Below are 12,867 nucleotides of genomic sequence, written 5' to 3'. Positions count from 1 at the left end.
CCCGGGAACGCTGTCCCCCGGGCCGGAGGGCGCCGTACTGCTCAGCCGATGCCGAAGGCGCCGTCCGGCGGCTCCGGCGAGGCGACGGCGTCCACGTCCGCCACCGGGCGGGCCCCGCCGATGAGCCGGACCAGCGCCGCCCCGTCGGTGACCCTGGCCGGAAAGGCGTCGGCGGCACAGCGGCGGGTGAGCGGCGCCGTGTCGATCGGGGCGTGCGAGGCGAGCAGCACCACGTTGCCGAAACGCCGCCCGCGCAGTACCGCCGGTTCTCCGATCAGCGCGAGCTCGGCGAAGACCGCAGCGAAGTTGGCGAGTTGGGACCGGAGGAACGCGAACGGCGCGCTGTCCGCCAGGTTGGCGGCGTAGATCCCGTCCGGCCGCAGCACCCGCCCGGCGGCCCTCGCGTACTCCACCGATGTGAGGTGGGCCGGGACCCGGGAGCCGCCGAAGACGTCCGCGACGATCACATCGGCGGAGCCGGGCGGTGCCGCCTCCAGCCGGGCCCGGGCGTCGGCGGCGTGCACGCAGATGCCGCTCCCGTCGGGCAGCGGCAGGTGTTCCCGCACCATCCGCAGCAGCTCCCGGTCCGCCTCGGCGACGTCCTGCCGCGAGCCGGGGCGGGTCGCCGCGACATACCGGGGCAGGGTCAGCGCCCCGCCGCCGAGGTGCAGGACGTCCAGCGGGGCGTCCTCGGGTGCCGCGCAGTCCAGGACATGCGCGAGGCGCCGTACGTACTCGAATTCCAGGTACGACGGGTCGTCCAGGTCCACGTAGGACTGGGGCGCCTCGTCGACCGTGAGCAGCCAGGCCCGGTCGCGGTCCACGTCGGGCAGCAGCCGGGCGGTGCCGCAGTCGACGTCGCGGATGACGGGTATCGGCTCGTTCACCCCTCCATTGTCGCCCCCGCACGCCGCTGCCCGTCACCCCTGGGGCCCAGGGGTGACGGGCAGCGGGAGCCCTCTCAGAGCAGGCCGGTGACCGTGCCCGCGCCGACCGTGCGGCCGCCCTCGCGGATCGCGAAGCCGAGACCGGACTCCAGCGGGACGTCACGGCCCAGCTCCACGGTCATCGTGACCGTGTCGCCCGGGCGCGCGACCGCCGTCCCGCCGAGGTCGACGTCGCCGACGACGTCCGCCGTACGGATGTAGAACTGCGGCCGGTAGCCGGTGGTGACCGGGGTCGACCGGCCGCCCTCCTTCGTCGACAGGACGTACACCTGCGCGGTGAAGCGGCGGCTGGGCACCACGCTGCCGGGCGCGGCCACGACATGGCCGCGGCGGACCCGGTCGCGCTCCACCCCGCGCAGCAGCAGCGCCACGTTGTCCCCGGCCTCGGCGGACTCCATCGGCTTGCCGAAGGTCTCCAGGCCGGTGACGACCGTCTCGGTGTCCGCGCCCAGCACCGCGACCCGTTCCCCGACGCGGACGGTGCCGCGCTCGACCGCGCCGGTGACGACCGTGCCCCGACCGGTGATGGTCAGGACGTTCTCCACGGAGAGCAGGAACGGCGCGTCGGTGTAGCGCACCGGTATAGGTACGTACGTGTCGACGGCGTCCAGCAGCCCTTCGATCGCCGCCGTCCAGCGCGGGTCGCCCTCCAGCGCCCTGAGCCCGGAGACCCGGACCACGGGGACGGTGTCGCCGCCGTACCCGTGCGCGGAGAGCAGCTCGCGGACCTCCAGCTCGACCAGGTCGGTCAGCTCGGGGTCGCCCGCGTCGGCCTTGTTGAGGGCGACGACGATGTGGTCGACGCCGGCTTGACGGGCCAGCAGGACGTGCTCGGCGGTCTGCGGCATGATCCCGTCGAGCGCGGAGACGACGAGGATCGCCCCGTCGAGCTGCGCCGCCCCGGTGACCATGTTCTTGATGTAGTCGGCGTGACCCGGCATGTCGACGTGCGCGTAGTGGCGGGTGTCGGTCTCGTACTCGACGTGCGCGATGTTGATGGTGATGCCGCGCTGGGCCTCCTCCGGGGCCCGGTCGATCCGGTCGAACGACACGTAGGAGGTGGAGCTGGAGCCGCGCTCGCTGAGGACCTTGGTGATGGCGGCGGTGAGGGTGGTCTTGCCGTGGTCGACGTGGCCCATGGTGCCGATGTTGAGGTGCGGCTTGGTGCGCACGTAAGCCGTCTTGGACATGGCTCGTTCCTTTGAGAACTCGCAGCTGAGAAGGAGAAGACCCCAGGGACCCGCCGACCCTCCCCTTGCGGGGTCCGCCGGACTGTCGGGGGAGGGTCAGCTTCGGGCGCCGCCGATGGGCGCTGCGGCAGCGGTGAACGCTGCTGCGAGGACTGCTGCTGCGGCCGGGGCGACCGCCTCGTTCACGGCAGCCTTCGGCGCGGCCGCGACTGCGGGCCGTGCTGCGAGGAAGGCGTACCGGAACATGCCCTGATCATGTCCGGGCGGGACCGCCGCGTCGAATGGTTTTCCCGTGGCTTCCCGGCGCCTCAGAGGTTCTTGAGCGCCTCGCGCACCGACAGCGGTGACAACCGGTCCCGGGCACCCTCGACGAAGTCGCGTACGGCGGTGGGGTCGGTCTTGGCGTACTCCCGCAGCGCCCAGCCGATCGCCTTGCGGATGAAGAAGTCCGGGTGGTCCGCGCGGCGCAGGCAGTAGCCGAAGAGCCGGTCGGCGTCGGTGGCGTCCTTGTGGCGGAGCTGGTGCAGCAGGGCGGTCCGCGCGACCCACAGGTTCTCGTCGTCGATCCACCGGTCCATCGCACGGGCGAGCGCCGGATCGGCGGCGACCAACGGCCCGGCGACATGCGCGGCGAGCAGATCGACCGTGTCCCACCAGGGAGTGGTGGTCACCAGGTGGTGCAGGACGGGCAGGAAGCCGGAGGAGCAGGAGGTCACGTACCGGCGGAGGTAGTCGACGGCGAAGTACTGGTACTCGCGCTCGGGCAGCTCCCAGCAGCGCAGCGCGATGGCCGTGCAGTCCCGCTCGTCCGGCCGCCCGGTACCTGCCAGCACCGCCTTCGACAGGGCCCGGCGCCGCGGGGTGGGGATGCCGAGGAACGGGGCGATGTGCTTCATGTAGGCGGCGGCGCCCTCGGCCCGTACGGGGTCGGCGGCCGGGGCGTACAGCTCGGTCAGCCGGGCGAGGACGGTGTCGGCGAGCGGGCTGTCCGGTACGGCGGGGGCAGGGGCTGCGGCTGGGTCCACGCGACGCACATTACGGCGATCAGACACCGTTTTCGGTTACTCTCCCCGAATGTTCGACCCCGTCCCCACCGCCCGGCCCGCCGGCGCCACGGCCCTTCGTCGTTCGAAGGGGCTGCTCTCCCCCTGGTCCCGGTTCTCGCTGCTCGTCGCGGTGCTGCTGGGCGCCGCGTCGACGATGCTGCTGTTCGACCCACAGCGGCTGCTGGCGTCGGGCTGGCCGGAGCAGCTGACCGGCGGCGGTGCGGCGATGCTGTTCGGGCTCGCGTACGGGGCGCTGACCGTGGCGTTCGTGCCGCGCCCGCTCCTCAACCTCGCGGCGGGGGCGCTCTTCGGTACGCAGACGGGTCTGGCGGCGGCCCTGGCGGGTACGGTGCTCGGCGCGGGCGTCTCGTTCATGCTGGGCCGGGTGCTGGGCCAGGACGCGCTGCGCACGCTGTTGCGCGGGAAGGTGCTCACCGCCGCCGACGGGGTGCTGAGCCGGCACGGCTTCCGCTCGGTGCTGGCGCTCCGGCTCTTCCCCGGAATCCCGTTCGCCGCCGCCAACTACTGCGCGGCGACCTCCCGCATGGGCTACCCGCCCTTCCTCCTGGCCACCGGACTCGGCTCCATCCCCAACACGGCGGCGTACGTCATAGCGGGCAGCGAGGCGGCCTCGCCGACCTCGCCCCTGTTCCTGGCGGCGACGGGGTTCATCGTGGCGTCCGGTCTCGGCGGCGCGCTGGTGGCCTGGCGCAAGCGCCACCGGCTCGGCCGGGACACGCCGGACATCTGAGCGGACGACGGCACGTGGATGACCCGTGCGGTCAGCCTGGCGTTCACTTTCAGGGGATACGCTGCCCGCGACCTCGACATCCTTGATGCCCTCGATGTCCTCGACCGCAAGCCGCACTCCGTACGCCGCACTCTGCCGACGGGCCCAGTCGTCCCTGGCCGATGCACGATCATTTCCGGGATGGCCAAAGCCCCATGAGCTGGTTCGAATCATTCGTTTTGGGACTCGTTCAGGGACTGACCGAGTTCCTGCCGATCTCCTCCAGCGCCCATCTGCGGCTGACCGCCGCGTTCGCCGGCTGGCACGACCCGGGGGCCGCCTTCACCGCCATCAGCCAGATCGGCACGGAGGCGGCGGTGCTGATCTACTTCCGCAAGGACATCGCACGGATCGTGTCGGCCTGGTTCCGCTCGCTGACGGACAAGGAGATGCGCGGCGACCACGACGCCCAGATGGGATGGCTGGTCATCGTGGGGTCGATCCCCATCGGGGTGCTGGGCATCACGCTCAAGGACCAGATCGATGGCCCGTTCCGCGACCTGCGGCTGATCGCGACGACACTCATCGTCATGGGCGTCGTCCTCGGCATCGCGGACCGGCTGGCCGCGCGCGACGAGGTGGGCGGCAAGCACCGCGCGGTGAAGGAGCGCAAGACACTCAAGGACCTGGGCGTCCGGGACGGCCTGATCTACGGCTTCTGCCAGGCGATGGCGCTGATCCCCGGTGTCTCGCGCTCCGGCGCGACCATCAGCGGTGGTCTGCTGATGGGATACACCCGCGAGTCCGCCGCCCGCTACTCGTTCCTGCTGGCCATCCCCGCGGTGCTCGCGTCGGGCGCGTACGAGCTGAAGGACGTGGGCGAGGGCCACGTCTCCTGGGGGCCGACGATCTTCGCGACCGTCGTGGCGTTCTTCGTCGGATACGCCGTCATCGCATGGTTCATGAAGTTCATCACGACCAAGAGCTTCATGCCGTTCGTCATCTACCGGGTGGCCCTCGGCATCCTCATCTTCATCCTCGTATCGGCCGGTGTGCTGAGTCCGCACGCGGGTGAGTCGGCCGGCTGACACAGCGATGGGTCGCCCCGCCCGGGAGCAGCCGGGCGGGGCGCATCCAGCAGCGCAGCAGCCAGCAGCGCGGATAGATGTCACCACCGTAGAGCGGGGGTCCGACAACGCCGGTTCAGCGGTCCGTGAGCCCCGTCGCCGCGAGGACCGCGTCCACCGTCTCCTCCACCGTCAGCTCCGCGTTGTCGATCCAGACGCCCTCGCCGGCCAGTTCGGCGCGCATCGCCGTGTCCAGGAACGACCAGTCCGTCGTGAGCGTCTTGTCCCGGGCGAGGTTGCGCTCCCCCGCCTTCGCGGCACCCGGGGCGAGCACCACCCAGTGCAGCGGTCCGACGGCGATCTGCCGCCGGTAGAAGTCGAGGTGGGCCCGGCGTACGACCACGTCGTCGATGACCGGTACGAACCCGGCGCTGACGAAGCTGTCCGCCAGCAGGCAGGCGTTTCGGGCCCGCAGGAAGATCTGCCGGTCCGCCTCCTCGTCCCGCTCCGGGGAGGGCCACCGCCCGCCCGTGACGATGAGCTCCTGAAGGGCGTCCACCTCGATGTGGGCCGAGGCGGCGAACCGGGCGGCGAGCGCGGCGGCCACCGTGGACTTGCCGCTGCCCGGGATACCGCTCAGCAGGACGGCTCCCGCCGCCGGTTCGGTGTCCACCGGCACCTCGGTCCAGGCCATCGCGTCCCCGCTCCGCTCCCGGGCGGTCCGGACCGCCCGTGCCGGTGATCGTAGGGCACCTCACCGGGGGCGGCGGCGGGAACTTCCCCGGCCGGGCCGCCGACTACTGGAGGACGAGCCCGGCGAACCGCTGCGGCGGCACGACGGCCCCACGAGGGCCGGAAGGAGGCCGAGAGGCATGCACTGGTACGAGGACGACGCGCTCTGGTCCGATTTCGCCTCGACGATGTTCCCGCCCGCCCGGGCCGAGTCCGCCGCCGCCCTCGTCGCCTCCTCGCCCCTGCTCGACTTCCCACCCGGTTCACGGGTGCTGGACCTGTGCTGCGGACCGGGTCTCTTCGTGGTGCCGCTGGCGGCCCGCGGGTACGCGGTGGCGGGCGTCGACCTCTCGCCCTCGATGCTGGAGCGGGCCCGGAGCATGTGCGACGCGGCGGGGGTGGATGTCCGCCTGGAGCGGGCCGACATGCTCACGTACGCGGAGCCCGGCGCCTTCGACGTCGTGCTGAACGTCTTCACCTCGTTCGGCTACTTCGAGGACGCCGAGGACAACCTCCAGGTGCTCCGCAACGCCCACGAGAGCCTCGCGCCGGGTGGTCAGCTGCTGGTCGACGTGATGGGCAAGGAGGTGCTGGCGGGTTGGATCGGGCGGCCGAAGGTGGTGGACCTGCCGGACGGTGCGTACGTCGTCCAGCGCGACACCGTCCTCGACAGCTGGCGGCGGCTGCGCACCGACTGGACGCTGGTGCGCGGGAGTTCGGCCCGTACCGCCTCCATCCACTCCTGGCTCTACTCCGCCGCCGAGTTGCACGCCCTCTTCGAGGAGGCGGGCTTCACCGACGTGGAGTGCTTCGGCGGCTTCGACGGTTCGGGGTACGACCAGCGCTCCGACCGGCTCATCGTCCGCGGGCGGCGCAAGTGAGGTCCGGGGCGCGGCAGTCGGCCGCGACCGTGCACGAGCACATCACCGACGCCGTGAAGGCCCCGGACCTGATCCGGCTGGACGGTGACGTGGTGCTCGCGCGGTTCGAGACGATGAAGGTGTACGCGGCGCTCGGCGCGGTCCGTTCGCTGCTGCGGCGGGGCCGGGTGGTGCCCGGGCAGACGCTGGTCGACAGTTCCAGCGGCATCTACGCGGTGGCGCTGGCCATGGCCTGTCACCGGTACGGGCTGCGCTGCCACATCGTGGCGTCCACCACCGTCGACGCGACGATGCTCGCCCAGTTGGAGATCCTCGGCGCGACCGTGGACAGGATGCCGCCGTCGCAGAGCCTGCGCCTGGACCAGGAGCTGCGCGTACGGCATGTGCGACAACTCCTGTCCGAACGGCCGGACTTCCATTGGATGCGGCAGTACCACGACGCCGTGCATCACGAGGGGTACCGGGAGTTCGCCGAACTCCTCGACGCCTCCCTGCCCGAGGGTCCGCTGACCGTGGTGGGCGCGGTCGGCACGGGTGCGTCGACCGGTGGCCTGGCCCGCGCGCTGAGGGAGTCGGGGCGGACGGTGCGGCTGGTGGGGATCCAGCCGTTCGGCAGCGTCACCTTCGCCAGCGAGCAGTTCAGCGACCCGGAGGCGATCATCGCGGGCATCGGCAGCTCCATCCCCTTCGGGAACGTCCACCACGAGCTGTACGACACCGTGCACTGGCTGGACTTCCGCCACGCGATGGCCGGAGCGGTCGGACTGCTGCGCCGGCACGCGGTGTTCGCCGGGCTCTCCACCGGAGCGGCGCACCTGGCGGCCTCCTGGGAGGCCACGCGCGACCCGGGCCGGCTGCACCTAGTACTGGGCGCCGACACCGGACACCGCTACGCCGAGCGGGTGTTCACCCGGCACGCCGAGGCGCTGGACCCGGCCGGACTGCGACCGCGCCCGATCGCGTCGCTGGACGCCCTGCGACCGCCGTGGTCGGTGATGGAGTGGGGCCGGCGCGCCGCGCCCGAAGCCGCCCGCCTGCCCGAACAGGGCGGCACCGCCGCCCCCGTGCCGACCGTGGAGATGCAGCCGTGACGATCGCCGCTCTGGAGTCCCTGTCCTTCGGGCTCGGCAGGATGGCCGAAGCCGCCGCGGAGGCCGGGCACCGGCTGTGCCTGCTCACCGGTGACCGCTCGGTGTACCGGCACGAGCTGACCACCCTGCCCGCCGATGCGCTGGACGTCGTCGACGTCGACACCGACGACCCGGAAGCGGTCCGCCGCGCGCTGGCCGCTCTCCCTTCCCTGGCCGGGCTGATCAATACGACGGATACCTGGAGCTTGCCGGCCGCCGAACTGGCCGCCGAGTTGGGGCTCCCGGGCCCGGACCCGGAGGCAGTCCGGCTGCTGCGGGACAAGCGCCGGGTCCGGGAGGCGCTGCACGAGCGGGGGCTGAGCCGGTCGACCGCCGTGGCCGTACCCCCCGGGCCGGAGGGGGCCGACGCGGTCCTGCGTACGGTGGGACTGCCCGCCGTGCTGAAGGACTCGGCGGGCACCTCGTCGCGGGGCGTGTGGATCGCACACGACGAGGAGGCGCTGCACCGGGCGCTGGCGGAGGCGGAGCGACAGCCGCTGAAGGGGGCGCTGTTCGCTGAGGCGTTCCTCGCCGGTCCGCTGTACAGCGCGGAGACCCTGAGCTGGGAGGGGACCACCCGGCTGCTGGGGGTGCTGAGCCGCCAGACGTCCCGGTCGGCGGTGGTACGGGAGGAGGTCGCGGCCTTCCCGGTGGCGCTGCCGACCGGGGAGCGGGACGCGATCGAGGCGTGGGTGGGGCGGGTGCTCGAAATGGCGGGGCACCACGGGGGGTTCGCCCATGTGGAGTTCATCCTGACGGACGAAGGACCGGAGTTGGTGGAGATCAACCGGCGGATCGGCGGTGCACTGGTCGGCGAGGTGCTCTGCCGGGCACTGGGGAGGAATGTGTACACGGCGATGATGGACGAGGCGCTCGGCCGCCGCCCCCGACTGCTGGACACCCCGCTCGGCCGGCAGGGGCCCGCGTACGGCTTCGTCCTCGTCTACGCGGACCGGCCCGGGGTCCTGAAGGGCTGGCACGGCCTGGACGAACTCGCCGCCTTTCCCGGGGCCGTGGAGTGGTATCCCGTACGCGAACCCGGCGAGACCCTGGCCCATGTGGCCGACCAGCGGGGGTGCACCGGCATGGTGCTGGCCGAGGCCGCGACGGCGGAGCTGGCCCAGCACCGGGCGTGGAGCGCGGCGGTCCGGGTGCGCCCGGTGATCGCGGACACGCCGTGAGGGCGGGGTGAGCGATGAACGGGCCCCGAAATCAGGTCGGTTCACGACTCCACAAGGGTTCCTTCTGGCGGGCTCGTTCCTGATCACGCTGGGCAGCTTCGCCGTGCTGCCGTACATGTCGGTCCTGCTCCACCAGCGGCTCGGTCTCGGGCTCGGCACGGTCGGCTTCGTCCTGGCGGTGGCCTCGCTGATCCAGTTCGCCGGGGGCGTGGTCGCGGGTCCGGTCGCCGCGCGGATCGGGCTGCGGCGGTCGATGCTGCTGGCGCTGGCGCTGCGGACGGCCGGATTCGCCGCGTTCGTACCGGGGCTGACCAGCCCGGTGCTGGCGATCGGCGCGCTGTTGCTGGTGTCGGCGGGCGCGGCGCTCTACCTCCCGGCCAACAAGGCCTATCTGGTGGCCGGTCCACCGGACGAGGACCGGCCGTGGCTGCTGTCGGCGAGCAGTTCGGCGTTCAACGCGGGGATGGCGCTCGGCCCCCCGGCGGCGGCCCCGCTCGTGCTCGGCTCCCCCGGGGTGCTCTTCACGTGCGTGGCGGGGCTGTTCGCGCTGGTCGGGGTGGGACACGCGTTCCTGCCGCGCGAGGAGACCCGCCCGGAGACGGTCACGGCCGAGGCTCCGGGTAGGAGTCCCGCACGGGCCGGGCTTTCGCCGTTCCTGGTCACGGTGGTGAGCGTCTACGCGTTCATGTTCTTCCAGCACTACCTGGCGCTGTACGCGGTCCCCCGGACGTCGGCGGGCTTCTACGGCGTGGTCCTGATGGGATACGCGGCCCTCCTCGTCGTGGCCCAGCCGCTGCTGGCGGAGCGGATCGCCGCGCTGAGCTACCCGGCTGCGCTGAGGTGGGGGTTCGGGGCCATGACGGCGGGCATGGCGGCCATCGCCGGGGGCGGGCACGCGGGCATCGCGGTGGGCGGGGCGCTGCTCTGTCTGGGCGAGATCGTGCTCTTCCTGAAGAACGACCTGGAGGCGCTGGCCCGCTCGTCCGCGGCTCCGGCCACCGTGTTCGGGCGGCAGCGGCTCGCGGCGGGCATCGGCGCGTTCGCCAGCGGGGTGGTCGGCGGTCAGCTGTACTCGGCGGCGGAGTCGGCCGGTTCGGCGCGGGCGTTCTGGGTGGTGGTCTGCCTCCAGTGCCTGCTGCTGCCGGTGCTGCTGATGTACGGCGGCCGCCGTACCGCCCGGGGCCGGTCGGAGCCCCGGGCGGAGGCGGCCTCCGGCCTACGGGGCTGAACCGGCGGCCGCCTCCGCCCGCTCCCCCGGTTCCGTACGCCACTGCCCGGCCAGCTCGCGGCGGGCGCGCGCCACGCGGGAGCGCACCGTACCGACGGGGCATCCCGCCGCGTCCGCCGCCTCCTCGTAGGAGAGCCCGAGCACCTGGGTGAGGACGAAGGCCTGGCGGCGCGCCGGGTCCAGGTGGCCGAGGGCGTCGAAGACCGCGACGGACTCGTCGAAGCCGGGAAGGTGGCGCGGCTGGGCGCGTTCCGCCGCACCCTGCCAGTCGGCGGTGTCGGCGGTCCGGGGGCGTACGGCGGCGGTGCGGTGGCGGTCGATGACGACGCGCCGGGCGATGGAGAGCAGCCAGGTGCGGGCGCAGGAGCGTCCGGCGAAGCGGGCCAGTCCACTCATCGCCCGCAGGTAGGTCTCCTGGGCGAGGTCGTCGGCGCCGGGGACGTCGGCGCTGAGGTAGGCGACGAACCGGCGGACGTCCTCGTAGGTCGCCCGGACGAAGCGGTCGGCGGCCTCCCGGTCGCCGCCGCCCGCGGCGAGGGCCCAGTCGGTGATCTGTAAGTCGTTCTGGCGGGTGGCGTACACCCGGGGCCGGGGCGCCGGGGTGCCCGGCGGCCGGGCGGGGAGGGAGCGGGTGGCAGCAGGGGTCACAGCAGTCCTTCGCGTCCTGGCGGAGCCGTGGCCTGGTCATCGCCCGGTTCCGCGTGGCCGGCCGCGCGGACGGCCCTGGGGGCGGGTCCGGCGGAACCGGCATGCCTGTTATGGGTGTGGGCGCGAGCGCACACCCGTACCGCCACCGGGTCACACGGACCCGGGTGGGCGGCTGGAGGTCACAGGGAGGGGACGGGAAACGGTGGACCGCGCCGGGAGATGACGTGCCGGGCGAGGAGGTCCTGAATGCGGCGGCGCGGCCGGCGGTGGGCGCGCGGCCGGACCGGCGAGACGCCGTCCAGGAGCGTCGCCGACCAGAGGCGCCAGGCCGTCCGCAGCGGGGTTCGTACGAAGAGGGCCAGGCAGCGGCCCAGCCGGGCGAGAGCCATCTCGCCGCGCCACAGCCACCAGCCGCAGACCAGCCCGGCGACGGCGTGGGAGGCGGCCATGCCGGTGGTGAACACCGAGGCGTCGAAGGCCGCCAGCAGCTCCATCCGGTGCGAGACGTCCCCGGCCGGGCCCGCGTGGGAGGCGTGGGGCGTCGCCCGGGGCGCGTGGTGCGCTGCCCCCGCGGTGGAGGCGGTGAAGTAGGCGTGCAGCCCCAACTGGCCCAGCACATGGGCCGAGACGGTGACCGGGGCGTTCCGGTCGCGCCCGGCGAGCAACCACCCCGCTGCGGCGACCGGCACGAGGACGGAGAGCAGGGGCGGCAGTGGCAGCGGCCTGTCCGACATCAGGGCATGGCCGAGCCCGGACACGGCGACGCACACGACCGCGAACAGCGCGGTGCGGGCGAGGCGGAGTGCGGTTCCGGCTCCCATGGCGGCCATCGTGCCAGCCGCACCCACCTCGCGGAGAAGACCAGCAGATGCGGAAACAACGGGAGTTCACCCCGTTTGTCCCAGGCATCGCGCATGTGATTCACGTCACACGACTCTCGGGGGAACTTTCACCCCGGCCCCGCCGACTGCTCCAACAACGCGTCCGCACACGCCTCGTGGCCCGGGGCCGACGCGTCCGCCCCGCCAGCCGACGCCCCCGAAGAGGCCGCATGACGAACCAGCCCCCCGCACCCGAACCGGCAGCGGCCGCCGAATTCCCCACCGTACCCACCGAGACCGACGCCACGCCGGACACCCAGCTCCCCGGCCCCCGGCAGCCCCGTCCGACGCAGCGCACCACCCTCCGCTCCGATCTGCGCGCCTCCTGGCCCGACGGGCTCGTGGCGCTCCTGGTGACCGGCGCCGTCTTCGTCCTGCTCTACATACGCATCCGCAACAAGACCTCCTCCACGGTCTCCGTGATGCCGTTCATGGCCGACGCGGGCGGCTTCTGGATGTACTTCCTCAGCCAGGCGTTCGGCTGGTCCGCGCTGCTCTGGGCGTGGGGAACTGTCATCCTCGGCCTCCTGCTCTCCGGGCAGCGCCCGGGCCGCCTGCCGCTCTCGGGCCCCCGCCTGGAGCGCCTGCACCGCACCACCAGCCTCAACACCATCGCGCTGATCACGGCCCACGCGCTGCTGTTCGGCGCCGAGTTGTTCCGGCACTCCACCGATGCCTGGAACTCCGCACTGGCCACCGCCTTCGTCGAGACGTTCGTCCCGGGCGGCTACACCTCGGGGACCGGACAGATCGCCATCCCGATCGGCCAGGCGGCGCTGTACCTCGCGATACCGCTCGGCCTGCTCTTCTACGTACGCCACCGCATCGGCCCGAAGACCTGGCGCGTCCTGCACCGGTTCGTGATCGTGGTCTACGTGCTGAGCGTCTGGCACACCCTGCTGTACGGGACGAACGTCTGGTTCGACGGCTGGTTCCGCACCAGCGTGTGGCTGCTCCAGCTGCCGATCGCCGCCCTGCTGCTCGTCCGCCTGCTGCGCCCGGCCCGCCGCTCCGAGAAGCTGCCCCTCTCGCCCGGTGCCACCGTCTCCCGGACCGGCTGGGCGCTGCGCCTGGGCGGCCGGCTCGCGGTGGTCGGGGCCATGGTGGCGCTGGTCGTGGTGGTGGTCAGCGGGAGTGACGGCGGACGGACCGTGCCGCCGGACGACACCTCCTCCAGCCACAATCACGACTGATCGGCGCGTTTTG

At 72.9% G+C, this 12,867-nt stretch carries 14 protein-coding genes; 7 read left to right on the top strand and 7 right to left on the bottom strand.

Annotated elements, in window-relative coordinates; all coding sequences use genetic code 11:
- Positions 1-41: 41 nt before the first annotated feature.
- The 4 genes from AMK21_RS24210 to AMK21_RS24200 all read right to left on the bottom strand — a co-directional run bounded on the left by AMK21_RS24210 (position 42) and on the right by AMK21_RS24200 (position 3,162).
- Entirely contained in the window at positions 42-887 is an 846-nt protein-coding gene (locus AMK21_RS24210) for a spermidine synthase (protein ID WP_073881280.1), read from the bottom strand.
- Positions 888-961: 74 nt separating this feature from the next.
- Positions 962-2,137: an elongation factor Tu gene (tuf, locus tag AMK21_RS24205; protein ID WP_073881279.1), complete on the bottom strand. Its 1,176-nt coding sequence runs from the start codon at positions 2,135-2,137 to the stop codon at positions 962-964.
- 96 nt (positions 2,138-2,233) lie between these two features.
- Positions 2,234-2,383: a hypothetical protein gene (locus tag AMK21_RS35530; protein ID WP_199863276.1), complete on the bottom strand. Its 150-nt coding sequence runs from the start codon at positions 2,381-2,383 to the stop codon at positions 2,234-2,236.
- Between the two features lie 62 nt (positions 2,384-2,445).
- Entirely contained in the window at positions 2,446-3,162 is a 717-nt protein-coding gene (locus tag AMK21_RS24200; RefSeq protein ID WP_073881278.1) for a DNA alkylation repair protein, read from the bottom strand.
- 49 nt (positions 3,163-3,211) lie between these two features.
- Between AMK21_RS24200 and AMK21_RS24195 the strand changes: the two genes are divergently transcribed.
- Complete coding sequence (locus AMK21_RS24195; protein WP_073881277.1) at positions 3,212-3,934, top strand: TVP38/TMEM64 family protein; 723 nt, start codon at positions 3,212-3,214, stop codon at positions 3,932-3,934.
- Positions 3,935-4,128: 194 nt separating this feature from the next.
- Entirely contained in the window at positions 4,129-5,001 is an 873-nt protein-coding gene (locus tag AMK21_RS24190) for an undecaprenyl-diphosphate phosphatase (RefSeq protein WP_073881276.1), read from the top strand.
- A gap of 115 nt (positions 5,002-5,116) precedes the next feature.
- Here AMK21_RS24190 and AMK21_RS24185 read toward each other — a convergent pair whose 3' ends face one another.
- Positions 5,117-5,674, bottom strand: coding sequence for an AAA family ATPase (locus AMK21_RS24185; protein WP_073881275.1), 558 nt, complete (start codon positions 5,672-5,674; stop codon positions 5,117-5,119).
- Positions 5,675-5,852: 178 nt separating this feature from the next.
- On the opposite strand from AMK21_RS24185, the gene AMK21_RS24180 reads away from it, so the two are divergent.
- The 4 genes from AMK21_RS24180 to AMK21_RS24165 are packed head-to-tail and all read left to right on the top strand — an operon-like array spanning position 5,853 to position 10,132.
- On the top strand, positions 5,853-6,593 hold the full coding sequence (locus tag AMK21_RS24180; RefSeq protein ID WP_073881274.1) for a class I SAM-dependent methyltransferase: 741 nt from the start codon (positions 5,853-5,855) through the stop codon (positions 6,591-6,593).
- Entirely contained in the window at positions 6,590-7,684 is a 1,095-nt protein-coding gene (locus AMK21_RS24175; protein ID WP_073881273.1) for a pyridoxal-phosphate dependent enzyme, read from the top strand. Before AMK21_RS24180 ends, AMK21_RS24175 begins: the two co-directional genes overlap by 4 nt.
- Positions 7,681-8,904, top strand: a complete 1,224-nt coding sequence (locus AMK21_RS24170) for an ATP-grasp domain-containing protein (protein ID WP_073881272.1) — start codon at positions 7,681-7,683, stop codon at positions 8,902-8,904. Before AMK21_RS24175 ends, AMK21_RS24170 begins: the two co-directional genes overlap by 4 nt.
- 7 nt (positions 8,905-8,911) lie before the next feature.
- On the top strand, positions 8,912-10,132 hold the full coding sequence (locus AMK21_RS24165) for an MFS transporter (RefSeq protein ID WP_073881271.1): 1,221 nt from the start codon (positions 8,912-8,914) through the stop codon (positions 10,130-10,132).
- Here the strand turns inward: AMK21_RS24165 and AMK21_RS24160 are convergent.
- Positions 10,121-10,780: a sigma-70 family RNA polymerase sigma factor gene (locus AMK21_RS24160; protein ID WP_374194562.1), complete on the bottom strand. Its 660-nt coding sequence runs from the start codon at positions 10,778-10,780 to the stop codon at positions 10,121-10,123. The genes AMK21_RS24165 and AMK21_RS24160 overlap by 12 nt on opposite strands.
- Positions 10,781-10,959: 179 nt before the next feature.
- On the bottom strand, positions 10,960-11,610 hold the full coding sequence (locus tag AMK21_RS24155; protein ID WP_199863275.1) for a hypothetical protein: 651 nt from the start codon (positions 11,608-11,610) through the stop codon (positions 10,960-10,962).
- A 221-nt stretch (positions 11,611-11,831) separates the two neighbouring features.
- On the opposite strand from AMK21_RS24155, the gene AMK21_RS24150 reads away from it, so the two are divergent.
- Positions 11,832-12,854, top strand: a complete 1,023-nt coding sequence (locus AMK21_RS24150) for a ferric reductase-like transmembrane domain-containing protein (protein ID WP_073881270.1) — start codon at positions 11,832-11,834, stop codon at positions 12,852-12,854.
- The last annotated feature ends 13 nt before the right edge of the window (positions 12,855-12,867 follow it).

It is taken from the genome of Streptomyces sp. CB00316, assembly GCF_001905595.1.
Lineage (GTDB): Bacteria > Actinomycetota > Actinomycetes > Streptomycetales > Streptomycetaceae > Streptomyces.
Note: the sequence above shows the minus strand (reverse complement) of the source record. Positions and strands in the feature narration are given on the sequence as shown.

Coding starts and splice junctions, on each gene's coding strand:
- tuf (WP_073881279.1), bottom strand. CDS start 2,137: ATGTCCAAGACGGCTTACGTGCGCACCAAGCCGCACCTCAACATCGGC.
- AMK21_RS35530 (WP_199863276.1), bottom strand. CDS start 2,383: ATGTTCCGGTACGCCTTCCTCGCAGCACGGCCCGCAGTCGCGGCCGCG.
- AMK21_RS24150 (WP_073881270.1), top strand. CDS start 11,832: ATGACGAACCAGCCCCCCGCACCCGAACCGGCAGCGGCCGCCGAATTC.
- AMK21_RS24155 (WP_199863275.1), bottom strand. CDS start 11,610: ATGGCCGCCATGGGAGCCGGAACCGCACTCCGCCTCGCCCGCACCGCG.
- AMK21_RS24190 (WP_073881276.1), top strand. CDS start 4,129: ATGAGCTGGTTCGAATCATTCGTTTTGGGACTCGTTCAGGGACTGACC.
- AMK21_RS24195 (WP_073881277.1), top strand. CDS start 3,212: ATGTTCGACCCCGTCCCCACCGCCCGGCCCGCCGGCGCCACGGCCCTT.
- AMK21_RS24185 (WP_073881275.1), bottom strand. CDS start 5,674: ATGGCCTGGACCGAGGTGCCGGTGGACACCGAACCGGCGGCGGGAGCC.
- AMK21_RS24180 (WP_073881274.1), top strand. CDS start 5,853: ATGCACTGGTACGAGGACGACGCGCTCTGGTCCGATTTCGCCTCGACG.